At 45.7% G+C, this 25247-nt stretch carries 19 protein-coding genes; 14 read left to right on the top strand and 5 right to left on the bottom strand.

What is annotated here, in order from left to right:
• The first annotated feature begins 300 nt into the window (after positions 1–300).
• A complete protein-coding gene (locus BM184_RS12055; protein WP_086943534.1) occupies positions 301–1398 on the top strand; it encodes a DgaE family pyridoxal phosphate-dependent ammonia lyase in 1098 nt (365 codons plus the stop codon).
• Between the two features lie 312 nt (positions 1399–1710).
• Here BM184_RS12055 and BM184_RS12050 read toward each other — a convergent pair whose 3' ends face one another.
• Genes BM184_RS12050 through BM184_RS12040 form a run of 3 tightly spaced genes read right to left on the bottom strand, consistent with a single transcriptional unit; the run spans position 1711 to position 6765 of the window.
• Entirely contained in the window at positions 1711–3339 is a 1629-nt protein-coding gene (locus BM184_RS12050) for a glycoside hydrolase family 13 protein (RefSeq protein WP_086943533.1), read from the bottom strand.
• Positions 3336–4961, bottom strand: coding sequence for a glycoside hydrolase family 13 protein (locus tag BM184_RS12045; RefSeq protein ID WP_086943532.1), 1626 nt, complete (start codon positions 4959–4961; stop codon positions 3336–3338). The genes BM184_RS12050 and BM184_RS12045 overlap by 4 nt, the downstream gene beginning before the upstream one ends.
• A 40-nt stretch (positions 4962–5001) precedes the next feature.
• On the bottom strand, positions 5002–6765 hold the full coding sequence (locus tag BM184_RS12040) for a glycoside hydrolase family 13 protein (protein WP_086943531.1): 1764 nt from the start codon (positions 6763–6765) through the stop codon (positions 5002–5004).
• 297 nt (positions 6766–7062) lie between these two features.
• Between BM184_RS12040 and BM184_RS12035 the strand changes: the two genes are divergently transcribed.
• The 13 genes from BM184_RS12035 to BM184_RS15590 all read left to right on the top strand — a co-directional run bounded on the left by BM184_RS12035 (position 7063) and on the right by BM184_RS15590 (position 22216).
• Positions 7063–8337, top strand: a complete 1275-nt coding sequence (locus BM184_RS12035; protein ID WP_086943530.1) for an extracellular solute-binding protein — start codon at positions 7063–7065, stop codon at positions 8335–8337.
• 80 nt (positions 8338–8417) lie between these two features.
• A complete protein-coding gene (locus BM184_RS12030) occupies positions 8418–9767 on the top strand; it encodes a carbohydrate ABC transporter permease (protein WP_086943529.1) in 1350 nt (449 codons plus the stop codon).
• A gap of 3 nt (positions 9768–9770) precedes the next feature.
• Entirely contained in the window at positions 9771–10643 is an 873-nt protein-coding gene (locus tag BM184_RS12025; RefSeq protein WP_086943528.1) for a sugar ABC transporter permease, read from the top strand.
• Between the two features lie 301 nt (positions 10644–10944).
• The gene (locus BM184_RS12020; RefSeq protein ID WP_086943527.1) at positions 10945–11778 is read left to right on the top strand and encodes an AraC family transcriptional regulator; all 834 of its coding nucleotides are present in this window, start codon (positions 10945–10947) and stop codon (positions 11776–11778) included.
• Between the two features lie 96 nt (positions 11779–11874).
• Positions 11875–13185 (top strand): alpha-glucosidase/alpha-galactosidase, encoded by a 1311-nt coding sequence (gene melA, locus BM184_RS12015; RefSeq protein WP_086943526.1) that lies wholly within the window; start codon positions 11875–11877, stop codon positions 13183–13185.
• A gap of 444 nt (positions 13186–13629) precedes the next feature.
• Entirely contained in the window at positions 13630–14325 is a 696-nt protein-coding gene (locus tag BM184_RS12010) for a response regulator transcription factor (protein WP_086943657.1), read from the top strand.
• Positions 14309–15337, top strand: a complete 1029-nt coding sequence (locus tag BM184_RS12005; protein WP_245830764.1) for a sensor histidine kinase — start codon at positions 14309–14311, stop codon at positions 15335–15337. Before BM184_RS12010 ends, BM184_RS12005 begins: the two co-directional genes overlap by 17 nt.
• Positions 15338–15457: 120 nt before the next feature.
• Positions 15458–16225 (top strand): ABC transporter ATP-binding protein, encoded by a 768-nt coding sequence (locus BM184_RS12000; protein WP_086943525.1) that lies wholly within the window; start codon positions 15458–15460, stop codon positions 16223–16225.
• Positions 16218–18173, top strand: coding sequence for an FtsX-like permease family protein (locus tag BM184_RS11995; protein ID WP_086943524.1), 1956 nt, complete (start codon positions 16218–16220; stop codon positions 18171–18173). Before BM184_RS12000 ends, BM184_RS11995 begins: the two co-directional genes overlap by 8 nt.
• Before the next feature lie 1515 nt (positions 18174–19688).
• Positions 19689–20297 (top strand): type IV toxin-antitoxin system AbiEi family antitoxin domain-containing protein, encoded by a 609-nt coding sequence (locus tag BM184_RS11985; protein ID WP_086943522.1) that lies wholly within the window; start codon positions 19689–19691, stop codon positions 20295–20297.
• A complete protein-coding gene (locus BM184_RS11980) occupies positions 20294–20731 on the top strand; it encodes a nucleotidyl transferase AbiEii/AbiGii toxin family protein (protein ID WP_086943521.1) in 438 nt (145 codons plus the stop codon). Before BM184_RS11985 ends, BM184_RS11980 begins: the two co-directional genes overlap by 4 nt.
• Positions 20721–20999: a helix-turn-helix domain-containing protein gene (locus BM184_RS11975; RefSeq protein WP_233436870.1), complete on the top strand. Its 279-nt coding sequence runs from the start codon at positions 20721–20723 to the stop codon at positions 20997–20999. Before BM184_RS11980 ends, BM184_RS11975 begins: the two co-directional genes overlap by 11 nt.
• 209 nt (positions 21000–21208) lie before the next feature.
• Complete coding sequence (locus tag BM184_RS15590) at positions 21209–22216, top strand: DUF1186 domain-containing protein (protein ID WP_281252520.1); 1008 nt, start codon at positions 21209–21211, stop codon at positions 22214–22216.
• Between the two features lie 174 nt (positions 22217–22390).
• On the opposite strand, the gene BM184_RS11965 is transcribed toward BM184_RS15590, so the two are convergent.
• On the bottom strand, positions 22391–23209 hold the full coding sequence (locus BM184_RS11965; protein ID WP_086943520.1) for an endonuclease/exonuclease/phosphatase family protein: 819 nt from the start codon (positions 23207–23209) through the stop codon (positions 22391–22393).
• 234 nt (positions 23210–23443) lie between these two features.
• Positions 23444–25114 carry a PTS transporter subunit IIBC gene (locus BM184_RS11960; protein ID WP_086943519.1) on the bottom strand — a complete coding sequence of 557 codons (1671 nt, stop codon included), beginning with the start codon at positions 25112–25114 and terminating at the stop codon, positions 23444–23446.
• Between the last annotated feature and the right edge of the window lie 133 nt (positions 25115–25247).

Raw genomic sequence — 25247 nt, 5'->3', positions numbered from 1 at the left:
CGCCTTACCTTTGGGGTCTGTGCTCCGATGAGTGCAGGCTCGCAGGAGAAGAGCCCGCAAGTTACCGCTGAACTCCGGTGTGGGGATCCTCGTCGGAGGTTGGCGTCGATGCAGACGCGCAACTCCGGCCAGCGATACTTTGGAGATGATTGTACAGCAGCGAATGGCTGATGTATGATGATGTTATACAACATTATCCAGGGAATCAGAATATGGCAGCCCGCTTTCGGGGTCGGCGAAGGAAGTCCGACAACTGCAACGAATTTCCAATGATCCCTATACTTATCGGAGGACGATACTATGACGGTCAGTTATGAAAAATTTGATTTGAAGGAAGTCATCAATGCTTCCGGTCGGATGACGATTTTAGGTGTCTCGAAAGTATCAAAAGCTGTTCTGGCTGCCCAACAGTATGGGGGAGAACACTTTTTTGAGATGGAAGATTTGTCGGTGAAAGTCGGTGCTTATTTGGCTGATTTGCTCAAAGCAGAAGACGCTCAAGTTGTGTCTTCTGCTTCGGCGGGCATCGCCCAATCCGTGGCAGGCGTCATCGGCAAAGGCAGTTTATTTCATGCCTACCATCCTTATGCAGAAACAATCACGCAACGGGAAATCATTTTGCCCAAAGGCCATAATGTGGATTACGGTACGCCGGTTGAAGTCATGGTTCAGCAAGGGGGAGGCAAAGTCATTGAAGCGGGATACGCAAACATGTGCACCCCGGAACACGTGGAAATGCTGATTACCGAGGATACGGCGGCCCTCCTTTATGTCAAAAGCCATCACACCGTGCAAAAGAGCATGCTGACGGTGGAAGAAATGGTGACCGTAGCCCGAAAATACGGCTTGCCGGTGATCGTCGACGCCGCAGCGGAAGAAGATTTGTTCGGCTATTATGCAATGGGAGCGGACTTGGTGATCTATTCAGGAACCAAAGCGATTGAAGGCCCGAGTGCCGGACTGGTTGTCGGGAAAAAAAGCGCAATCGGGTGGGTGCGACTCCAAGGCAAGGGGATTGGCCGGGCCATGAAGATCGGCAAAGACAATATTCTTGGGTTTGCCCAAGCCGTGGAAGATTATCTGGCTAACGGCAGCGAAAGCGGCGAATCGATGAAGGCGCGCTTAGTGCCCTTTATCGAAGCGGTCAATCAAATACCCGCTTTGCAAGCTACTGTTGTGCAGGACAGCGCCGGCCGGGAAATCTATCGGGGCAGTGTCAAAGTGACTGGGACAATCAGCGCCAAAGAAGCCATCCGACAGTTAAAAACGCAAAATCCGGCGATCTATACGCGCGAATACCAAGCCAACAATGGTATCATCGAGTTTGATGTCCGGGCCGTCAATCAGACCGAAATGACGAAAATTGTGCAGCGGTTGCGGGAAATTTTGGGAGAATGACAGAAGGGATTCCCGCCACCTATCATCAAAAAGAAGCGAAGGTAATGTATGTTGAAGAACCAGAAAAACAAAACAAACAGCGAATGGAAAGCCAATTTTAGGCGGTCCATTCGCTGTTTGTTTTAGCTGTATGCAATCATTCTCCTCCGGCGAACGGAGGCTACGCCGGAGGATGCCCCACATTTGAGATCTGTGCTCCGATGAGGCCAGGCTCGCAGGAGAAGAGCCCGCAAGATACCGCTGTCTGCCGGCCGAAGCAGCCTCGCCGGAGGAGGTAATCAATCTGGTCACTCAACTCCGGTCAGCGGGCACCTAAATAATTTCCTCAAATACCCAAGCATCGTATGGCTGCATCTGCAGCCGCTTTGCAACAGCAGGCACGTCCGCTGTATTCGTCGACAGCAACTGCCATTTTTTGTTGGCAACCCGTGTCGGTAGGTCGATTTGGCAAGGTTTCCGGCTCAGATTCGTGAGGACGAGTACCTGTTTCGTGTCCGATTTGCGCAGATAGGCAAACACTTGCGGATGATTTTTCAGAATCAGTTCGAAGGCGCTCTCGGAAAATAAGGACTGCTTCTTCCGCAAGCGGATCAGCTGCTTGTAATGGCTCAGAACGGATTGCTCGTCCTTTTCCTGTTCGGCGATATTCAGATGTGAAGCATTACTGTTCACTGCCATCCATGGCAGCAGCTCGGAAAATCCGCCGAACATGCCGCCTTCCCACTGCAGCGGCGTGCGCGAATGGTCCCGCGTCCAATGGGTGACGTTGCGCAACGCTTCTTCCGGGGAAGAGCCGCTATCCAAGAGAATGCGGTAGAGATTGTGCGAATCCTGGGCGTCGACTTGATCCATCGACTCGAAAGCGAAATTGGTCATGCCGATTTCCTGGCCTTGGTAAATGAAGGGCGTCCCTTTCAGCAGCATGTACATCGTCGCGATTGCTTTGGCGGATTTCGGTGATTCATCCCCCAGAATCGAAGCGATCCGCGGATTGTCATGGTTCTCCACGTACAGGGCGTTCCATCCGTTCGACCCCAAGTCCTTCTGCCAACGGGAAAGCACCTTTTTGAACCCCAACAGATTGAGCTGTTCCGCACCCGGCTGGCCTTCGCGCACGTTATGCTCCAGCTCGAAGATCATATTCAAATAGCCATCCTCTTTGGTCCAATGCACCGCTTTTTTGCTGGAAACACCGCTTGCTTCCCCGACCGTCATGATGGGATAAGCATCAAAAATCTCCTTCAGTTCCTGCATATAGACTTCAATCCCCGTGACATTCATGAAGGGTGCCCAAGGATTGTCGGTGATTCTGAAATCCCAGGGTTCTTTCTGGATATGGCTGATTGCATCCAAACGGAAGCCGTCGATCCCCAAGTCCAGCCACCAGCGGATCATCCGGTAGATTTCTTCCCGCACTTGCGGGTTTTTCCAGTTCAGATCGGGCTGTTCCGGCGCAAAGACATGGAAATAGGCCTGGCCCGAGTTGTCATCGTAAGTCCAGGTCGAGCCGCCGAAGAAGCTTTGCCAAGCGTTCGGCAGCTTGTTTTCCGTGGCATCCGCCCACAAATAATAGTCGCGGTAAGGATTGTCTTTGCCTTTTTTTGCTTCCAGAAACCAAGGATGCTGGTCGCTCGTATGGTTCACGACCAGATCCATGATGATTTTGATGCCTGCAGCATGGGCTTTGCCCAACAGTTCCTCGAAATCGGCCATCGTCCCGAAATCGGGATGGATGTCCTGGTAGTCGGAAATGTCATAGCCGTTGTCGACATTCGGCGAAGCATAGACTGGGTTCAGCCAAATGAAATCCACGCCCAATGATTGCAGATAAGGCAGTTTTTCGATGATCCCCTGCAGGTCGCCGATGCCGTCGTGGTTGGCGTCCCGGAAACTCCGGGGGTAAATCTGATAACCTACCGCATTTTTCCACCATCTGCTCATGCTTTCACCTTCACGACAAAAGCTTGCCAAGGCTTCAGCTGCAGGTCCTGCAAACCGGTAATCTCATCCTCGTCATTCTGGATGATCACTTCGACTATTTCATCCTCAACCGAGAACGGTTGCGCGGCATCAGAGAAGTTGGCCACGACCAGCCAGCGTTCGCCTTCGTATTCACGGTAATAGCTGATGACTTCGTCGACCGTATCGACCAGCTCGAAATCGCCCCAAATTATAATTGGGTTTTCTTTGCGCAATCGGATCAGTTTTTGGTAGGTATAAAAAATCGAATCCGGGTCCGCCAACGCCGCTTCCGCATTGATGTCCGGATAATTTTTGTTCACGGCAATCCAAGGGGTGCCTGTCGTAAATCCGCCGTGCGAAGAAGCGTCCCACTGCATCGGGCGGCGGGCATTGTCGCGGCCTTTGGCATTGATGGAAGCCAGTATATCCGCTTCGGAATAGCCTTTCGCCAAGCGCGCGTTGTACATATTGAGCGTTTCGATGTCCCTTGCTTCGGCAATGGACGTGATCGGCGTGTTGGTCATGCCGATTTCTTCGCCTTGATAGATGTAGGGCGTTCCTTTCATCATGTGCAGCAAGATCGCCAGCATTTTGGCGCTTTCCGAACGGTATTCCTGGTCATTTCCCCAGCGCGAAAGCATCCGCGGCAAATCGTGGTTGTTCCAGAACAGGGAATTCCAGCCGTCGTGCCCGAGTTCGGTCTGCCATTTCGCCAGAATCCGTTTCAGTTCGGCGACTTTCATCGGCTGCAGATCCCATTTCTCGCCGTCCGATTTTTGGTCCAGGCCGATATGCTCGAATTGGAAAACCATCGACAATTCGTTGCGCTCAGGAGCGGAATACAGTTTAGCGATTTCCGGAGTCGCTCCCCAGGTTTCGCCGACGGTCAGCAGGTCATGGTCACCGAAAGTCGCTTGCTGCATTTCCTGCAGGAGTTCATGCAGCTGCGGTCCGTTTCCCGTGATTCCTTTTTCGGGGATTTTTCCGATCAGGTCGATGACATCCATGCGGAAGCCGCCGATCCCTTTGGCGATCCAGCGGTTCATCATCGCGTAGATTTCCTGGCGCATTTTTGGGTTCTGCCAGTTCAGATCCGGCTGTTTTTTGCTGAAAAGATGCAAGTAATATTGGCCACTCGCCGCATCCCATTCCCAGGCCGGCCCGGAGAAGGCGGAGCCCAATCCGTTCGGCACGCCGCCGTCCGCGGCAGGGTCTGCCCAGACATAATAGTCGCGGTACGGATTGTCTTTGCCTTTTTTGGCTTCGACGAACCAGGCGTGCTCATCCGAAGTATGGTTGACCACCAGATCCATCACCACTTTGATGTTGCGCTGGTCGGCTTCCGCGATGAAACGCTCCATCTCCTCCATCGTGCCGAATTCGTCAAGAATGGCTTCGTAGTCAGCAATGTCATACCCGTTGTCGTCGTTAGGCGATTGGTAGACAGGCGAAAGCCAAATCGCTCCGATACCCAATTTTTTCAGATAGTCCAATTTTTCTGTCATGCCGGCGATATCACCGATGCCGTCGCCGTTGCTGTCCCTGAAGCTCCGCGGATAGATCTGATAAACGACAACCTCTTGCCACCAATGTTTTTCCATGCTGCAACCTCATCTCTTATTTATTCTAAATAGGCAGTGACTATTCTTTCATCAACACAAAACCTTTGCGCGCCAATTCGACAGCCCCGTCCGATACGTCCGCAAGGTTCGAGAACAAAGCCTCTCCGATCAGCTCGACCCGTGCCGTGTGCTCGCCGGTATTGAAGGCGCCGCGGATGACCTCGCCGCCCAGCATGCGCTCAAAGATGACTACGCCGGATTCTTCGGATACCTGGCGCCAATAAACAGTGCCTTCCGAAAGGATTTTTTGTTGCTCTTTGCGAATCCCGTTCAGTTCTTTCACGAAACGGTGCAGATCGCGATCCTGTTTTTCTTCTTCCCAGACCATGCACTTTCGGCAATCCGGGTCCATCCCGCCGGTCAAGCCGATTTCATCCCCGTAGTACAGGCATGGAACGCCAGGCTGGATATAAGTAAATGCCATCGCTTGTTTCATGACGTCTTTGTCCTCGTTGGCTTCCGTCAATAGACGCGGTGTATCGTGGGAATCGAGGATATTGAATTGCATCTGGTTTGTCTGATTGCGGTAGAGCATCAGTTGGTTGTTCATTTCCGAAACCATTTTACTCAATGATAATTCATTCTTCACGAAATAGCCCATAATCGCATCAGTGAAGGCGTAGTTCATGACGGCATGGAATTCGTCGCCCTGCAGCCAGTTTTGGGAAGAATGCCAAATTTCGCCGAGAATGTAGAAATCTTTTTTGGCTTCATCGCAGACAATCCGGAATTTTTTCCAAAAAGCGTGGTCGACTTCGTTCGCGACATCCAAACGCCAGGCGTCGATATCGAAAGCCTCGATCCAATAGCGGGCGATGTTCAGCAGATAATCCTGCACTTCCGGATTGGCCGTGTTCAGCTTCGGCATATGCGGGTTGGCGGCAAAGACATCGTAAGTGATGTCGTAGGCATCTTCGAAATTTTCACCGCGTTTGTAGGAAGCCGGAAATTCATTGATGTGGAACCAGTCGACGTATTGCGAATCTTCCCCATGCGCAAGTACGTCCTGCCATTGCGGCGAAGAATCACCGATATGATTGAAGACGGCATCCAGCATGACTTTCATGCCGCGCTTGTGGCATTCTTCCACGAGTTTTTTGAAAGTTTCTGCATCGCCGAAAGCCGGGTCGATCTTCAGGTAATCGATCGTATCGTACTTATGGTTGGAAGAAGCTTCAAAAATCGGGCAGAAATAGATGCCGTTGATACCCAGGTCCTCCAAATAATCAAGGTGATCGATGACCCCCTGCAGGTCGCCGCCGAAGAAGTTCTCGCGGCTTGGATCTGCCGAACCCCAAGCCAGCGTGCCTTCCGGATCGTTGCTCGGATCCCCATTGGCAAAACGTTCCGGGAAAATCTGATACCAAACTGTTTTTTTGACCCATTCCGGTGTTTTGTAGCGATCGACTTCATGGAAGAAGGGCATCCGAAAGTAGTTGTTCGGCATCCGCAAATAGTCTTCTTCTAATGGATAAACGCCGTGATCGCCGTAAAATACGGAAATCCCATCATGACCCTTCAAGGCAAATGCATAAGACAGGCGCTTTAAGGGGGCCGTGACTTCGACGAACCAGTAATCGTAAAGATCAGTGGAAAGGGTTTTGATCATCTGAAGCGGTTTGCGGAACCACTCTTCTTTGTCCAAAAAATAAGGATCCCCGTAAAGCAAACCCATCTCGCGGACGTCTCCACGAGCAGTACGCAGACGGACGTGCATCGTTTCTGGGTCATATAGGTAGGCAAATTCGCTTTCAGGGCGATGGTAAAGTGCGGAAGTGTTCATAGTAGTATCGGCTCCTTTTCATTCTTTGTTTTCCCACATTGTGTCACATCGCATAGTAGGATGCAAGAACTTTTAGCAATCGGTTGCATTTTGTTTTTTAGTTAGGGAATGGCGTCCGATGGGTTATTGTTCACCGGAAAAGCCTTATATAACTATATAAGTAAGCTTTTTGGGACGAATCAAACACTGTCGGAAAATGAACCATTTTCTTTTTTTAAGAAATAAAGCTTGACTATTGAAGCAATCGGTTGCATAATCAAACGTGTAAAGGAAATTCATTTCAAGGGGGACAAGTAAGTGAAAACGAATTGGAAAAAGTATTTTGGAAGCGGTTTAATCTTGGGGGCATCTGCTTTAATCTTGGGCGCATGCGGCGGCACAGCTGATACAAGCGATACAGGCTCAGCTGAAAACACATCCGGAGAAGTCGTTGTGGAAGGCGACGTCAAATTGTGGGTGGATACGGACCACGTGGAAGTCTTCAAAGGGATCGTAGCAGAGTTCGAAAAAGAATTCCCTGAAGTTACGGTTGAAGTGGCGGCAGGAAGCTCAGCTGATGCAAAGAAAGATGTCTCGAAAGATCCAAAAGCAGCGGCTGACGTTTTCATGATGCCGCACGACCAAGTCGGTCAAATGGCTGAAGCAGGTCTGTTATATCCGAACACAAAATATGCAGATGAAGTAAAAGCAAATAACGTGGAATCGGCTGTCGAAGGCGTAACGTGGAACGATGAGCTTTACGGCTACCCATACGGCGTTGAATCGCAAGTTCTCTACTATAACAAAGCGAAACTGACTGAAGATGATGTGAAGAGCTGGACGACATTGTCTGAAAAAGGCAAAATCGGCACAAACTTTGCTGAAGCAGGAGCCAACTATATCTTCGGACCGCTGTTCATGAGTAACGGTCTTTACTTGTACGGTGAAACCGGCGAAGATCCAAGCGGAACCAACTTTAATGACGAAAAAGGTGCTGAAGTCCTTGCATGGATCGCAGCTCAAAAGAACAATCCAGGCGTGATCCAGTCCGGTGCTGAAGCCTTAGCCAACTTGGAAGCAGGCGTTTCGGACGCATTCCTTTCCGGACCTTGGTCGAAAAATGATGTCACCAAAGCATTGGGTGAAAATATGGGCGTTGCGGCTTACCCGACAGTCGATTTCGGCAGCGGCGAAGTTCAGATGAAAGCTTTCTTGGGCGTCAAATTATTTGCGGTAAACCAACAGACAGATGCGCCTTTAGCATCCATGGCTTTGGCGAACTACCTGTCCAATGAAACTTCCCAATTGATTGAATTCCAGGAAATGGGCGTTATCCCATCGAACAAAGTCGTTCAGGCAAATGCGGAAGTGCAAGAAGATGTCGTGGCGAAAGCAGTCATGGAAATGTCCCAATCCACTCATTCAGTCGTCATGCCTAAAGTTCCGGAAATCGTTTCGTTCTGGCCAGCGATGGATGCCATCATCAATGATGCATACAAAGGCAACATCACCGCAGACGAATACATGGAAAAACTGGACAAATTGGTAGAAGACACATCCAAAGTAACAGAACCTGAAGAAGAAAAAGAATAAAAGAAACTAAAAAGGGAGGGCGAAAGATCACGCATCTTTCGTCCCTCCTATTTAAAATGATGAAAGTGAGTGGGGAAGCCATGTTCAAGAAAAAAAGTTACGGCCAGCAGATGACCTTTCGGGAATTGTTCAAAGAAGGGGACGTCGCAACAAAACTTTCCTTTGTTGTCATGGGAGCTGCCAATCTTGCCAATAAACAATACCTAAAAGGTTTGATTTTCCTGTTTTCGCAGATCGCCTTCTTCTATTGGCTGATCCGCAACGGACTGCGGGCGCTATCCATGTTGGCGACGTTGGGTACCCAATCGCAAGGGCTCGTTTTTGACGAACGCCTAGGGATTGAAGTGCTGCAAGAGGGCGACAACTCGATGTTACTGCTATTATTCGGGATTGCTGCCATTGTGATTTGTTTGCTCCTTGTTGGTTTGTACGTCATCAATCTGAAAAGCGCAAGGAATATCCATGAACTGAAGAAAGCAGGAAAAAAAATCCCGAGCACGATGGATGATTTGGCGAGTTTGTTGAATGAACGATTCCATGCCACCTTGATGACGATTCCGTTGTTGGGCGTACTTTTGTTCACGGTCCTGCCGCTGCTCTACATGATTTCGATCGCCTTCACGAACTATGACCACACGCATCTGCCGCCGAAAAACCTTTTTACCTGGGTCGGCTTTGTAAACTTCGGTAACGTCATTTCCGGAAATATGGCAGACACCTTCTTCCCGGTCTTGGGCTGGACGCTGATTTGGGCGACGCTGGCAACAGTCACTTGCTTTTTCTTCGGCATCCTGCTGGCACTTTTGATCAATACCAAAGGCCTGAAATTCAAAGGCGTTTGGCGCACAATTTTCGTCACCACGATGGCCGTTCCGCAGTTCATTTCACTGTTGGTGATGCGTAATCTCTTGAATGGCGCGGGTCCCATCAACGCGACATTGTTGAACTTGGGCCTGATCGATTCAGCCATTCCATTTTTGACGGATCCGATTTGGGCAAAAATTACCGTCATTGTCGTCAATATGTGGATCGGTATTCCGGCAACGATGCTGGTTTCGACGGGGATCATCCAAAATCTGCCGACTGATCAGATCGAAGCGGCCCGGATCGATGGCGCCAACAAGCTGCAGATTTTCAGGAACATCACTTTCCCGCAAATCTTATTCGTCATGATGCCGGCGTTGATCCAACAGTTCATCGGCAACATCAACAACTTCAACGTCATTTTCCTGTTGACCGGAGGCGGACCTTCGAACTCCGACTTTTACGGCGCGGGTTCGACGGATTTGCTGGTTACGTGGCTGTACAACTTGACGGTCAATACGATGGACTACAACTTGGCTTCCGTCATCGGTATCCTGATCTTCATCCTGTCCGCAGCGTTCAGTCTGCTGGCTTACACAAGAACGAATTCATTCAAGGAGGGCTAAACAATGGCAAAAGCAAAGAAAACAACAGGATACAAAGCGCAGCGGCGCTATTCGCTGGCTGCAGTCTACGCCATCCTGGCTGTCCTGTCGGTCGTTTGGCTATTCCCTATCGTATGGATCGTTTTGACCAGCTTCCGAGCAGAAGGCGGCGCGTTCGTTCCGTACATCATTCCAAAATCATTCACGTTAGAAAACTACAGGATCCTACTGCAGAACACAACCGGCAATTATCCGTTTGTGCGCTGGTTCCTGAACACGCTGTTTGTTTCCGTGATCAGCTGCATCCTGTCGACTTTCATCACAATCGCAATGGCGTACGCACTGTCGCGCTTGCGCTTCAAGATGCGGAAACCGTTCCTGAAAGTTGCGCTGGTGCTGAACATGTTCCCCGGATTCATGAGCATGATCGCCGTGTACTACATCCTGAAAGCCCTGAACCTGACGGAAAGTCTGCTTGCTTTGATTCTGGTCTATTCTGCGGGCTCGGCGCTGGGCTTCTACATCGCCAAAGGATTCTTTGATACGATCCCGATGGCATTGGACGAATCGGCCATGATCGACGGCGCCAACAAGTGGGAAATCTTCACGAAAATCACGCTGCCATTGTCCAAGCCGATCATCGTGTACACGTCTTTGCTGGCCTTCATGGGACCATGGATGGACTTCATCTTCGCAAAAATCATCATGGGCGATAACATCCCGAACTACACGATAGCGATCGGGCTGTTCACGATGATGACCCGCACAACCGCCAACTCGCTGTTCATGGCGTTCACCGCAGGTTGCGTACTGATCGCCATCCCGATCACGATCCTGTTCATCTTCATGCAACGTTTCTATGTAGAAGGCGTGACTTCCGGATCAGTCAAAGGATAAGAATATATAGTGAAAAAGCCCAAAAGGCGCTCTTGCCGGAGCGCCTTTTGGGCTTTTTGGGTTTTGTGGGGTTGGGCGATTTTGTCGTGTGAACATGGATAATGCTTGGTTATCCATGTTCTGGTCGGCATTCGGGCTCGAAAAGATGAATACTTTAGAGTTATTCATGTTTTCGAACTATATTCAGTCCCAAAAAGATGAATAACTCGCAGATATACATTCTATCAACATCAACAGGTGTTGTGCTAAAATCTATCTATATAACAATCATGATGAATAAACAGACAACAGAGGATACCCCATGAGCGAAAAACTATTAAAAGATCTATTTTTTAAGGAATATTATTTCTCGGATTTTTATTTTTTTAATGTAGGATACGAGAAATGCCAGAGCAGTCATCGATTTGGCCCTTCGTTGCGGGACAACTACATCGTGCATTTTGTGATCAGCGGAAAAGGGCGGTATACCGTGAACGATACAACGCATTACTTGGGTGCGGGTGATTTTTTTCTGATCCGTCCGAATGAACTGGTCGATTACGAAGCGGATGCGCAAGATCCATGGGAATACTATTGGATCGGCTTTTCGGGCACCAAAGTGAAAGAAATCCTGCATACGAACGGCATCGGGGCTAAAGACTATATAGGCCAAGTTGGCGCACAAAAAGAGTTGCAGGAGAAATTCGAGCGTTTCATGCAATCCGATTTTTTTGATGATTCTCAAAAACTGGCGAATCAAGCGCACTTCTGTGATATTTTTTCGTCCTTCAAAATCCCTGGTGAGAATAGGGGAATGGGGGTCCACGTCAGCCGAACGAAAAAATACAGTGAAGCCTTTTTGTTGTATGTGGAAAATAATTATTATCGCGAAGATTTGACGATCGAAGAAATTGCGAAATCGATGTACCTCCACCCAGCCTATTTCAGCCAGGTAATCAAGGAGGAGTTAGGCTTGACCGCCCTCAAATATTTGAATCTATACCGCATGAACAAAGCTAGCCAGTTGTTGAAAACAACGGAATTGTCGGTGGAGCAAATAGCAAGCGCGGTAGGATACCAGAACCGGCACTCTTTTACACGGGCCTTCAAAAACAGATTCCAAAGTTCCCCGACCCGGTATAAGCTCGAAAAATAAGACCTGAAAAATTGTACCCTGAAGCTAAAACCATGCCCTTCTTATTCAGTGAGAATAGCCTATACTGAAGACATCAAAAGGAAAAGGAGCATGAACATGGTCAAAATTTGTTTTATCGGTGCAGGCAGCACAATCTTCGCAAAAAACGTTTTAGGGGATGCGATGTTGACGTCTAGTCTCCAGGATGCAGAAATTGCATTGTACGATATTGATGAAAACCGCTTGAAAGAATCCGAACTGATGCTTCAGACCATCAACAAAAACTCGAATCAAAGCCGCGCAAAAATACAATCTTTCAGCGACAGAAAAGAAGCTTTGAAAGATGCGAATTTTGTCATCAATGCGATCCAAGTGGGCGGCTACAAGCCGAGCACTGTGATTGATTTTGAGATTCCTAAAAAATACGGCTTGCAGCAGACAATCGGGGACACTACCGGTATCGGCGGTATTTTCAGAGGATTGCGCACACTTCCGGTGATGTTCGACATCGCCAAAGACATGGAAGAGGTTTGTCCGGATGCCTGGTTATTGAACTACACCAATCCGATGGCTATTTTGACGATGGGCATGCTGAAAGCGACGAAGATCAAAACAGTTGGCTTATGTCATAGTGTCCAAGTCTGTGTGCCGGAATTATTCGAACACTTGGGGATAAAAGATCAATACAATCTGGATGAATTCCAATGGAAAATCGCCGGCATCAACCACATGGCTTGGCTGCTGGAAATCAACCGGAACGGAAAAGATTTCTACCCTGAAATCCGCAGACTGGCTTCAGAAATAGCCAATCCGCATAAGGATTCTGTGCGCTTTGAATTGATGAAACACTTCGGCTACTACATCACAGAATCCAGCGAGCATAACGCAGAGTACCATCCTTACTTCATCAAAAAGAATTATCCGGAATTGATAGAGCAGCTGCAGATCCCGATCGATGAATACTTGAGAAGATGCGTTGATCAAATCGCAGGCTGGGAAACGCAAAGAGACGAGATCGTCAATGACGGTTCGTTGGAACACACAAGAAGTCGCGAATATGCGTCTTATATCATGGATGCGATTACAACTGGAACGCCAACGATGATTGCCGGGAATGTCCTGAACAAAGGCCTGATCACCAACTTACCGGAAGATTGCTGTGTGGAAGTTCCGTGTTTGGTGGACAAAAATGGCGTTCAACCTACCTATGTAGGCAAACTCCCTACGCAATTGGCTGCATTGAACCGGACAAACATCAATGTCCAGGAGTTGACGGTTGAGGCCGCAATGACACTTGAAAAAGACAAGATCTATCAAGCGGCGTTGATGGACCCGCACGCGAACGCGGAACTGTCCATTTCCGAAATAAAAGCAATGGTGGATGAATTGATCGCTGCCCATGGCGATTATCTGCCGGCTTATAAATAAAATAGTGCCTGCGAATCGCTCTTCTGCTTCAGGATGTCCGATATTTTGAGATTATCGGACAAGCAGGACAGCATAGTCTGCGTAAATGTCCGATTCTGTGGACTTATCGGACAACTGTGCCAGTATCGTCATCCTGGATGTCCGATTCTATGAAGTTATCGGACATCCGCGTCACAATAAGCTACCTAAATGTCCGATTCTTCGCAATTATCGGACACCCCCCAAAAAGAATAACGCCCAACCAAAGCTGCCTCGTCAATGAGACAGCTTTTTCTCTGTACTCATCCACACTAAAAATTATACAGCCATATTTTGTTAGTGGGATGCTTATTTTGTGAAATAATTGAACAGTCAAAATGGTTACTAAGTCCAAGGTCCAATAGGCTGACGGCAATTAATCCTGTATAGTAGAAGCAACGAATGAAAGATAAGTAGGTGAATAGGTTGATGAAAATTATGATTATTGAAGATGATTTAGTCATTGCCTCAAGTTTGCAGGAAGAGTTGCTGAAGTGGCAATACAGTGCCTTTTATGTCACCGATTTTAATGACGTCATGAACACATTTACGCAAGAAGCACCTCAATTGGTCTTAATAGACATCAAACTTCCGTACTTTAACGGGTATTATTGGTGTACGGAAATTCGTAAAATCTCTCAAGTACCCATTATTTTTGTTTCTTCACAGAGCGAACGAATGGATATTGTAATGGCGATACAAATGGGAGCAGATGATTTTATCAGTAAGCCCTTTGATTTAACTGTTGCTTTAGCAAAAATACAGGCATTGTTGCGGAGAACCTATGACTTTACCGGCAATGACATTTATTTGAGTCATCGGCAGGTACATCTGAAGACAAGTGAATTAAAGGTTCAATACCAGGATCAGGAAGTAGAATTAACCAAAAATGAAATGAAAATTTTAGAAGTACTCTTTCTGCAAAAAGGGGCCTTTGTTTCCCGAGAGGCCATCATGATGAAACTATGGGAAAATGATTCCTTTATTGATGACAATACATTAGCTGTCAACATCAATCGCTTACGCAAAAAACTTGCAGAAATAAATGTAACTTCCTTTATTGTCACGAAAAAAGGATTTGGATATGGACTTCAGAAGGACGAGCATGATGAAACAAAATAAGAAATGGGCAGACATTTTGATAGCTTTTATTAAAGCCGAACGCTCTTTGATGATCCTATATATGCTTAACGTCATGGTGTTCAGTCTCGTCTATATATTGGGACGATTGCCACTCTATTTTTTGCTATTCGCTATCGAGCTTTCTTTGTTTTTAGGCAGTTGTTTTTTCGCATTTCAATTTTCGAGGTATTACAAGCGGTTTCGATTACTGGAACGCCTGGATAAAGATCCAATCCATGCGCTGAAACAATTAGCTGCTAGCCAAGACCCAAGTGAAGCTTTTCTTCGTCTTAAAATCGTAGACTTAATCAAAGAGATCCAACAAATCGAAAGAAATAATGTGCAGAGAAGCAATTCTCAGATGGATTATTTTACCTTGTGGCTGCATCAGATCAAAACACCCATTTCAGCCATCAGCTTATTGATGCAACGAGATAGTCAAATGAATTATCGGAACCAAATGGAACAAGAGCTGCTACGGATTGAAAATTATACATATATGGCATTGAATTATGTGAGAATTGAACAAAGTGGTACAGATTTGGATTTTGCAGATGTTTCGCTCGATCGCGTAATCAAAGAGACGGTAAAAAAATTTTCTATTTTGTTTATTTACAATCATATCCAATTAGACTATCAAGAGACAGCAGCAATTATCTTGTCAGATGAGAAATGGCTGCGTGTTCTGGTTGAACAAATTCTTTCCAATAGTTTGAAATATACGCCCGAAGGTGGCACCATCAAGATTTACATGAGCCCCACACAAGAGCAGCAGCTCATTATTGAAGATACAGGTATTGGTATCCGTTCTGAAGACTTACCGCGCATATTTGAACGTGGTTATTCAGGATTTAATGGAAGGATACATGAGAAGTCAACGGGTCTGGGATTGTTTCTGAGTCAGGAAATTACAAAACGTTTGGGACATGACCTAAGGATCGAATCAACTTTAGGAAAAGGCACCAAAGTCACGATTGATTTAGCCAGAGAACCGTTACTGAGGGACCATTGATGGGTAATCTTACAAAACTGTAAGGTTAAGCAACCCTTTGTAAGAAAAGATAAAGGCAGCCGATGTTCATTTTCATTAAACTAGTGATAGGGACAAAGAAATGAACAGGAGACAACAAACATGACATTGTTAGAAGTGACGCATTTAAAAAAGACCTATACGGGAATATTTTCAACACAGGCAGTCCAAGCCTTAAAAGACATAAATTTTTCAGTTGAAAGAGGAGAATTTGTCTCGATTATGGGAGAATCGGGTTCAGGAAAAACAAGCTTGTTGAATATTTTGGCAACACTTGATACAGCTACTGCGGGTGAAGTAATGCTGGAAGGAAAAGACCTGACACAGATCAAAGATAGTGAGATTTCTAACTTCCGTAGAGATTACCTAGGGTTTGTTTTCCAAGATTTCAACTTATTGGATAATTTTTCGATGAAAGACAATATTTTATTGCCGCTTGTCTTATCCAATACGCCAATAACTGAAATGGAGAATCGTTTGATGCCCATCATTCAAAAATTGAAAATTGATGGGGTGATCAATCATTATCCGTATGAGGTTTCTGGGGGACAAAAACAGCGCGCAGCGGTAGCCCGAGCGTTGATCACAAATCCAAAATTATTGCTTGCAGATGAGCCCACTGGAGCATTGGATTCGAAATCCAGCCAAAGTCTATTGGAGACTTTCGAATCAATAAATGATGTGGGGCAGACGATTATCATGGTTACCCACAGTACAAGGGCTGCAGCTTACTCTAACCGTGTATTGTTTATTCAAGATGGCGAAGTGTATCATGAAATTTACCGTGGCGAACAGACACCGGATCAGTTTATGGACAAAATCTCGCAAGCGTTGGTTGTCTTGGCAAACAGAGGTGAGCAACATGAATAAATTTTTTTTTTCAAAGCTGGCCCTGCGTAACCTTAAATCCAACAAGCAAATTTATTTTCCTTATATTTTTGCTTCAATTGCAACGGTAGCGATGTTTTACATGATGGTCGCGTTAAGGGGAAATAAATTTATTCAAACCAGATCGGATACGTTGTCTTTGCTTTTCGCTTTAGGGGCTATAGTCGTTGGGGTGTTTTCCTTTATCTTTATTTTGTATACCAACAGTTTCCTGATCAAACGTCGAAAAAAAGAAATTGGCCTATATGCCATATTGGGAATGAAGAAGAGCCACGTTTCCAAAATATTGACGATTGAATCAATGGTAACAAGCTGTTTTAGTATTGTTGTAGGTGTGGTAGTGGGGCATCTATTGGGGGAACTTGCTTTTCTTGTTTTGAACTATGCTTTAAAGTTCGGGATAGAAATGTCTTTTCCTTTTACGATACAGGCAATGCTGGTTACGATCGGACTGTTTGCCCTCATCTTTTTAACAACGTTGGGTTACAATATCACTCAAGTTACGTTTTCTAATCCTATCCAACTGATTAAAGGCAAGCAGACAGGAGAACGGGAGCCGAAAAGTTCGCTTATACTGTTTATTCTTTCATTGTTATTGATTGGATCAGGATACTGGATGTCGCTGACCATTGATAACCCGCTTGATGCCATGATTTATTTTTTTCTTGCAGTACTGTTGGTTATTGCGGGTACGTATTTCTTATTCATTTCCGGCTCTATTTTCATCCTGAAAAAACTGAAGAAAAATAAGCCGTTCTATTATCGCCCGAGTCCATTTATTTCAATCTCCGGGATGCTTTATCGGATGAAACAAAATGCAGTAGGGTTAGCCAATATCACTATTTTAGCAACCATGGTCATTGTTGCGGTATCAACGACAGCAGCTATTTTTATTGGGACCGAAGATACTTTGACGGTTCGTCTGCCTTATGAGAACCAAAGAACCTATTATGAAACCGTCGATTTGGCAGAGCAACTTGAAGCCATCGAAAAGGAAACAGAAGCGAACGGATTAAACGTTACGGGGACAGAAATGTATGTGTACTATAATCTGTTCAGTATCATTGAAGATAACAAAATTATGATTGGTGCGGCTGATTTTGCTAAAGAGATACCGGATACTATTCAGCTGCTTATCAGAGAAGATTATGAACGGATAGTTGGCGAAACCGTCCCGTTAAGTTCTGATGAAGTATTACTGTTTGATTCAAAAAATACATTTGGTTTTTCCACAGTGATAATCGGAAATACAACGTATCAAGTCAAATCAAAAATCGATAACCCCTTGAAAATGGATAAATCACAGAGTCCTAATATGATTATGATAGTGGATTCTAGAGAGACCTTAGAATCCATTATGGAAACTGATTTTAGATTAAGAGAGATTGACCTTCCGATTGTTGCAGATGCAGTTATTTCTTGGAACACGAATGGAACGCAAGCGCAGAAGAAGGACTATTCTGAAAAAACGGCTGCTGTCGTTAGTGACAGTGGAAACTCATATTTTCAGTCAAGGGAACTTCTACGTGAAGAATGGTACAGTATGAATGGCGGCTTCTTGTTCTTGGGGATTTTTCTTGGGTTATTGTTTACTTTTGGAGCAGCGCTGATTACATATTTCAAACAAGTTTCAGAAGGCTATGATGACCGAGACAAATTTCAAATCATGCAAAAAGTTGGCTTGGATAAGCAAATGATTCGTAAAACGACCCGGCTGCAAATTGTATGGATGTTTCTCCTGCCGCTCATCATTGCTGTGATTCATGTAGCCTTTGCCTTTCCGATTATTCAAAAACTATTGCTCTTGTTCAGTGTGGTCAATACAACATTAGTCTTCTGGTGCTTTATCGGCGTAATAACCGGATTTAGTGTGATTTATTGGCTCATTTATCAAGTAACGTCAAAAGTTTACTATGGCATTGTTGAATAGTATGCATCAGTAAAAACAGGAGCCGTTCCCGTGTGGGGCGACTCCTGTTTTCGGATATCTGGCTTGGCTGTCCGATACTGTGGAGTTATCGGACAACAACCCCCACAAAAATCGAGCCCAACCAAAAAAAGCTGCCTCATGAGACAGCTTTTTCTCTTTATTCATCAATGAAGATGTAGTCGCTGCGGAGCGGGGGTTCGTTTCCTTCCCAGCCGTTGATTGTTGGGGATGCTTTTGAAAGTTGAGTTACTTGATTCCAAAAACAAAAGCTAAGATTAAAAAAATAGCGAGAATGACGATGGAATCTATTTCAATCTTATTTTCTCTTTTCTTTGTATAGAATATTTCCAGAATCAACAATCCTAAAAATACTGCTCCTAAAAGGTATTGTACCAACCGACTGTAAGGCATATCAACAAACTCACAAAGAATTAAGCTTATAAATATAAGCCCATAGAAGCGATTAAATTTCCTTTTCAATAGTATCAATCCATTCCGTTATCTGAATAGGTTCTTAAAGATGTCCCCTGACCAATATATCCAGTATAGTTGCTGTATTTCCAGACTGTGGTCTTCACTTCAACATAAGTTATACCATTCGTCCTCCAAGTTGTTTGATATACAGTGTAATAAACGGAGGGGAGGTTCTATTTCTGCTGCAGTCACTATAAGGTATTAAACCTAATAGTTTCGTAATCGATTACAATGTAATTATATCAATATGAATAAAAACTATGACAAAATATGCCAATATGAATATTTGTATTGACGATCCTAGAGTTCCGGGAGAAACGAGGATTTCACAAGAATCACTAATATCAAGGATTTGATGATGTTAGATTATAATCCGCCTCGTTATATATCCGGGTAAATTCTGATTGTTTTCCAGTATTTTCGGTAGTTGGGATCGGACTCCGAGTATTCCGCGATCAATTCTCCAGTAGATTAGTTTTCTGCTTTGGCTTGTCCGATTCATTGGAGTTATCGGACAACTAGGTCAGTATCGTCATCCTGGATGTCCGATTCTTTGGAGTTATCGGACAATTAGGACAGTACCGTCGTCATGGATGTCCGATTCTGTTGAGTTATCGGACAACTAGGTCAGCATCATCAGACTAAATGTCCGATTCTTTGCAATTATCGGACAACATCCCCCAAAAAATCGATCCCAACCAAAAAAGCTGCCTCATTATCACCTGAGACAGCTTTTTCTTTTTATTCATCAAGATTCATAATCACAAATATGTAACCGCAACCCCATAATGATCAGAAATGCAAGGGAATTTCTTTCCATCGAACTTGACTTCGGACGTTTCAACCACTTGCGGTTGGTCCGAGAAGATGTAGTCGCTGCGGGACGGCACATCGTTTCCTTCCCAGCCGGCGAGTACGATAAACAGAGCCACCCAATGCGAAAGAAAAAGCCGCTGATATTGGGCAGTCCCTGCTTTTTGACTTTCATACTACATTGATATATAGTTTGTTGTATATAAATCAAAATAGGTGGTGATTACCGTGTCGGAAAATCAAAATAAATTAATGGAACTCGTAGCGCGCGAGGTAGAAAAAAATCACGGCGTTGTGTTCTTGGCCACGTTGAAAGAGGAAGGCTATCCGAATCAAGCATCGTTAAATTATCTGAAAAAAGAGGGATTCGAAAAAATCAGCGGGGGAATCTATTTGTCACCACTTTATTACGAGGATGAGATGTATATTTATCAAAAACGGTTTGCGAAAGGCGTATATTCCCATGAAACGGCTCTTTACTTGCATGGATTGTCCGACACAACGCCTTTTATCTACACGATGACCTTCCCGCGCGGTTATCATTCGAAAAAAATTAAAGAGCAACCCGTTTCGTTGGTATGGAAGGAACGGTCAGTTTGGCAGGAGGACCAAATGACAGTGAAAAGCAGCAATGGGAACGATATTGTGATCTATTCAATGGAACGGACCTTGTGCGATATGTTTAGTACACGGTATGAAGCGGATAAAGATACACTTTTACAAGCAATCATAAAATATATGCGAAGACCCGATAAAAATATCCCAAAATTACTTAACCTGGCTGAAAAATATAACGTTTTGGACAAAATAAAAACTTATGTGGAGGTATTGTTGTGATAACCCCAACTCAAATGAAACAAAAAATCAAAAACATACAAACCAAAACGGGTATCCCTGCACAATTACTGCAGCGTAACTTCATTATGGAACGATTTCTTTTTCGTTTAAGTCAATCGGCTTATAAAGAAAACTTTATTCTGAAGGGTGGATATTTGGTCGGTAATTTTATTGGAAGTGAAAAGCGAACTACTATGGATCTGGATGCAACGGTTAAAGGATTCACCCTAAGCCTATCAAAAATTAAGCAAGTTCTCACTGAAATCGGGCAAATAGAAACTGATGACGGCATCACTTATGATGTTTTGCAAATGCAAGATATCCGTGAAGAAGATGATTACCCGGGTATTCGTATTGCTCTGCAAGGGTGTGTTGGTGGTACAGAGTATCGTAAAGGCTACCTGGAAAGGAATGGAGAAAAAGATGGAAAATAAATTACAGAAATACTTCGATACCCAAATGGAAACACCGGAGTTTGCTGAAGCATGGAAAGAAACCGAAGCCAGCTATCAAGCTGCAAATATTCTTTTAAAAATTAGAGCAGAAAAACAGTTAAGTCAATCTGAGTTAGCTAACCTAACTGGGAAAAAACAATCTTACATTGCTCGAGTAGAAAAAGGTACGCAGAATATTAATGTACAAACATTGAGTGACATTGTGGAATCTGCAGGCGGAAAGTTAAAAATAGAAGTAGTCGTTTAAAATTGTGTGAATTCTGCAACCGCACATGCGAAAACACAAAAAGGTGGGGCTGTCTCGTTTACAGACAACTACGCCTTTTTGGCTTGTGTTGTTCAACATTTTTGGTAATCGCCTCCACTCAGGTGTGCCCTGTAAAGTTTGTGTATGGTAAACTAGAGGTACATAAAAAAGCAGTGACAATAACCTATATCATTGGTGAGGTGTTAGTGATGGTGAGCAGAGAATTGAAAGAAACCGTGTTGGAAGCAGTGGATAATCAATTAAACGGCAATGATCCAAAATGCACGACAGGTACTTTTGGCCATTCCGAAAAGACGATGGCTGAACTAATTGATCGCATCAAATGTGATCCCGACAGGATTTTCCCTGAGGAAGAGTTGGCGGAAATTATTGCCAGAAAAGAAGAAGCGATTCCTTTATTGATGGCTTTCCTTGAAGAGGTGAGGGATAATGCGGAACAATTCAGCAACAACTTTGATTATTTAGGGCATATTTATGCGGTTCTTCTGTTGGCTCAGTTCAGAGTCAAGGAAGCTTATCCTATTGTGCTGGAACTGTTCAGTCTGCCGAATGGGCTGACGGACAAGTTGTTTGGAGACGCGATGACAGATTATGCCGGAAGGATAATGGCATCCATTTGCGGAAATGATGTGACATCCATAAAGCAACTGGTTGAGGACGAGGAAGTCGATAAGTATATCAAAGTTGAAGCGCTAACCGCCTTGGCTATTTTGACATTGAACGGGGAGCTCGAACGGCAGGAGCTTATGGCTTATTACAAAGAACTGCTTCCCACGATCGATAATCCAACCATTCTCACGTTGCTGATAAATCTCTGTACGGATATCTACCCGGGCGAGGTGTATGATGAAATAAAGGAAGCCTATAAGAATGATAAGGTGGATTCTTTCCTGATTGGTATGGGATCCGTAGATCAGGCCATGGTGGAAGGCCAGTCGATGGTACTGTACAGAGCCGAGAGAGATAGAAACTTACAAAAAATCGATGATACGATCGGTGAAATGAGGAACTGGGCGTATTTTGAAAATGAAGAAGATTCTGCCGAAGAGAACTATTTTGAGCAGCTGACCAACAACAATCTGAATTTCGTGCACCAACCGAAGGTGACGCCAATCGTCAATGAACCAAAAATCGGCCGCAATGACCCTTGTCCTTGCGGGAGCGGCAAGAAATACAAGAAATGCTGCGGGAAGTAAGTGGAAAAACGATATAAGAATGTAGGTGACGAAGTGAATTAGCCCGTCAAAACGCTTTTGGCGGGCTAATTCCGCATTTCGCGGCACCCCCGCCACTGGGTCCAACAAAACTAAATGTAAAAAGAAGATCTACCTCGCGCGAGGTAGATCTTCTTTCTTTCAAATGTATCAATCTCAGGCGTATGTCACCGCAACCCCATAATGATCGGACACGCAAGGCAATTTCTTCCCGTCGAATTTGACTTCGTACGTTTCGACTGCTTGCGGTTGATCCGAGAAGATGTAGTCGATGCGCAGCGGGACTTCGTTTCCTTCCCAACCGTCGATCGCCGGCGGAACAGTCGCAGATCCAATACGCGTTGCAGCGACGGCGTAGGCATCCTGCCAGCCGGCGTTCGTGATCAGGTCGTAGCCTTCGTTGCGGACGTCGGCTGGGTTGTTGACGTCACCCATGACATAGATGGGCTTGATGCCGCGCAGTTTTTTGACAGCCGTCTCAACGGAAGTCCACTCCAACAAGAACGGATTTTCTTCTTCCGTTTTCCACCAGGACAGGTGGACGGAGACGAAAGCGGCCGCTTCGGTCTCGAGGACCAAGGCGCGGCGGGTGTGGATGCTTTCGAAATCATTGACTACGGAAAGTTGGACTTGTTCGACTGACTGAATCGGCGCTTTGCTGAGGATGGCGACTCCTTCATCGAAACGGAAGTAGCCTTCATGGCATGGCACCCAGGACCAATGGTAGGAAAGTCCTTTCTCCGCCAAGGCCTTCACCAAGAAGTAGGCGAAGTTATCCGATTTGATCGGGATTTCGTTCTGGGTGGGCAGATAGCCCTCCGGTTCGTTGACGCTTGTGCCGCTGGAAAGCTGGTTCACTTCCTGCAGGGCGATGGCGTCGTAATCATTTTCCAGAATGTCCGCAATCAGGGCGGCGTAAGTTTCAGGGTCTGCTGTTTGAACCCAACTGTACGTATTCAATGTCAGTAGTTTCATGAGGTCCTCTCCTTTCTAAATATATAGTTATTAAGATAATCTTTTAAAATAGAAAGTGCATCATTTGGGATGTTTTACAGACTTTTAAAGTGTTTCGTGCATCCAAAATGATGGCTAGCTACACGGGTAAGCCCTTCGGAAATTAGATAAATCGTACCTATTGCGCTCTTCGATGCTCAGTCGACACGATTTCCTAAATTTCTTTCAGGGCTGAACGAACCCGTTCCGCTTTTCCTATCTTCCTAATAAATCTATTATATCAGATTTTAGGACATCTGCTTGGGGACCGTACACGACTTGGATGCCTTTGCCTTTGCGGATGACGCCGCGTGCACCCAATGTGGACCATTTTTTATCTTCTGCAACTTGGGTTTCATCTTTGACCGTGACGCGCAGACGGGTCATGCAAGCATCGACTTCAGTGATGTTTTCTTGGCCGCCGAATGCGTCGATGATGTTCCAAACTAGTTTATCGTTATCGGATGCACCAGCGTTGCCTTCCGGTGTTGCAGTGGCAGGAGCAGCTTCTTCCGCTTCGCCGTCGAAGTCCGTGTAGTTGCCCAAACGGCCTGGCGTTGCGAATTTGAAGCGTTTGATCATGAAGTTGGCAACGAAGTACATGATTACGGCAAAAGCGAGCGTCACCCAGATATAGTTGACGACATCCAACCACAAGCCGGCTTTCAAAGACATCGGGATGCGTGTCAGGAATTCCAGTGTACCGAAGGAGTGGACGCGTAGGCTGATGATATCGGCCATGGCAAAAGCGGCCCCTTGCAGGACTGCATAAACGCCGTAAAGCAGCGGTGCAGCGAACATGAACATGTACTCAAGCGGTTCGGTTACCCCTGTCAGGAAAACAGCGATGGCTGCGGAGAAGAACATGGATTTGTATTTCGGACGTTTGTCGACATCGACGTTGCGGTACATAGCATAAGCCAAGCCCATCAAGCTGCCGGCTGCGCCGATCATTTGACCAACTTTAAAGCGGGCAGGAGTGAATGCGTTAAGCAACTCATTGTAGGCTGCTGTATCGCCGGTGTTGTTCAAGTTCACCAAATCGCTGGCCCAAGCCAACCAAAGCGGATCTTGACCGAACACTTGAGAACCTGCAGCAGCGCCTGTCAAAATGGTGTAAGTTCCACCCAAAGAAGTGTAGTTCATCGGAATCGTCAGCATATGGTGCAGACCGAACGGCAACAACAGACGCTCCAGCGTACCGTAGACGAACGGTGCCAAAATCGGTGCGGTATCCGCGGAGTCCGCGATCCAAATCCCGAAATTATTGATGCCGGTCTGAACGACTGGCCAGATGATTGCCAAAACAAGGGAAATTAGAACGGACCAACCAATGACGACGAAAGGCACGAAACGTTTGCCGTTGAAGAAGGACAACGCATCAGGAAGCTTACGGTAGTTATAGTATTTATTGAAGATAACAGCGCCGACAAAACCGGCGATGATCCCAACGAAGACACCCATATTCAAAGCGGGCGCGCCCAAAACATTGGTAAAGTAACCATTCACCAGAATGTCCTGGCCGAACAACGTTTTGGTTGTCGCGCCTTCAGTAGCCAGCATATCTCCGGTCACTGCGAAAAGTTTGCCGGTCGTGCGGTTGATCAGGATGAAGGCAAGCAGTGCTGCGAAGGCTCCGCCGGCACGTTCTTTCGCCCAAGATCCCCCGATGGCGACAGCGAACAGGATATGCAGGTTGACGATGACAGCCCAGCCCAGGTCTTCGATGACCCCAGCCGTTGTCAGTAACAATTGGACATCTCCAGAGAACATAGCGATCATCTTGCCGATACTGATCATCAAACCAGCTGCCGGCATGACCGCAATAACGACCATCAAAGCCTTGCCAAATTTTTGCCAAAAATCAAATGTAAATATTTTCTTCATTTTTAAAACTCCTCTCAAATTTATCGGTGCAATCGATTGCAACGTTTACGATTCGAAGTATAGACCATATCCAGAAATTTTGCAAGCGGTCTATTTCAGAATAAATTGGTTTTTAAACGGATAGATGAAGAAA

Origin of the sequence: Trichococcus pasteurii, from assembly GCF_900112935.1 — a bacterium.
Taxonomy (GTDB): Bacteria; Bacillota; Bacilli; order Lactobacillales; family Aerococcaceae; genus Trichococcus; species Trichococcus pasteurii.
Note: the sequence above shows the minus strand (reverse complement) of the source record. Positions and strands in the feature narration are given on the sequence as shown.

Coding starts and splice junctions, on each gene's coding strand:
- BM184_RS12055 (WP_086943534.1), top strand. CDS start 301: ATGACGGTCAGTTATGAAAAATTTGATTTGAAGGAAGTCATCAATGCT.
- BM184_RS12050 (WP_086943533.1), bottom strand. CDS start 3,339: ATGAGCAGATGGTGGAAAAATGCGGTAGGTTATCAGATTTACCCCCGG.
- BM184_RS12045 (WP_086943532.1), bottom strand. CDS start 4,961: ATGGAAAAACATTGGTGGCAAGAGGTTGTCGTTTATCAGATCTATCCG.
- BM184_RS12040 (WP_086943531.1), bottom strand. CDS start 6,765: ATGAACACTTCCGCACTTTACCATCGCCCTGAAAGCGAATTTGCCTAC.
- BM184_RS12030 (WP_086943529.1), top strand. CDS start 8,418: ATGTTCAAGAAAAAAAGTTACGGCCAGCAGATGACCTTTCGGGAATTG.
- BM184_RS12025 (WP_086943528.1), top strand. CDS start 9,771: ATGGCAAAAGCAAAGAAAACAACAGGATACAAAGCGCAGCGGCGCTAT.
- BM184_RS12020 (WP_086943527.1), top strand. CDS start 10,945: ATGAGCGAAAAACTATTAAAAGATCTATTTTTTAAGGAATATTATTTC.
- melA (WP_086943526.1), top strand. CDS start 11,875: ATGGTCAAAATTTGTTTTATCGGTGCAGGCAGCACAATCTTCGCAAAA.
- BM184_RS12005 (WP_245830764.1), top strand. CDS start 14,309: ATGATGAAACAAAATAAGAAATGGGCAGACATTTTGATAGCTTTTATT.
- BM184_RS12000 (WP_086943525.1), top strand. CDS start 15,458: ATGACATTGTTAGAAGTGACGCATTTAAAAAAGACCTATACGGGAATA.
- BM184_RS11995 (WP_086943524.1), top strand. CDS start 16,218: ATGAATAAATTTTTTTTTTCAAAGCTGGCCCTGCGTAACCTTAAATCC.
- BM184_RS11975 (WP_233436870.1), top strand. CDS start 20,721: ATGGAAAATAAATTACAGAAATACTTCGATACCCAAATGGAAACACCG.
- BM184_RS15590 (WP_281252520.1), top strand. CDS start 21,209: ATGGTGAGCAGAGAATTGAAAGAAACCGTGTTGGAAGCAGTGGATAAT.
- BM184_RS11965 (WP_086943520.1), bottom strand. CDS start 23,209: ATGAAACTACTGACATTGAATACGTACAGTTGGGTTCAAACAGCAGAC.
- BM184_RS11960 (WP_086943519.1), bottom strand. CDS start 25,114: ATGAAGAAAATATTTACATTTGATTTTTGGCAAAAATTTGGCAAGGCT.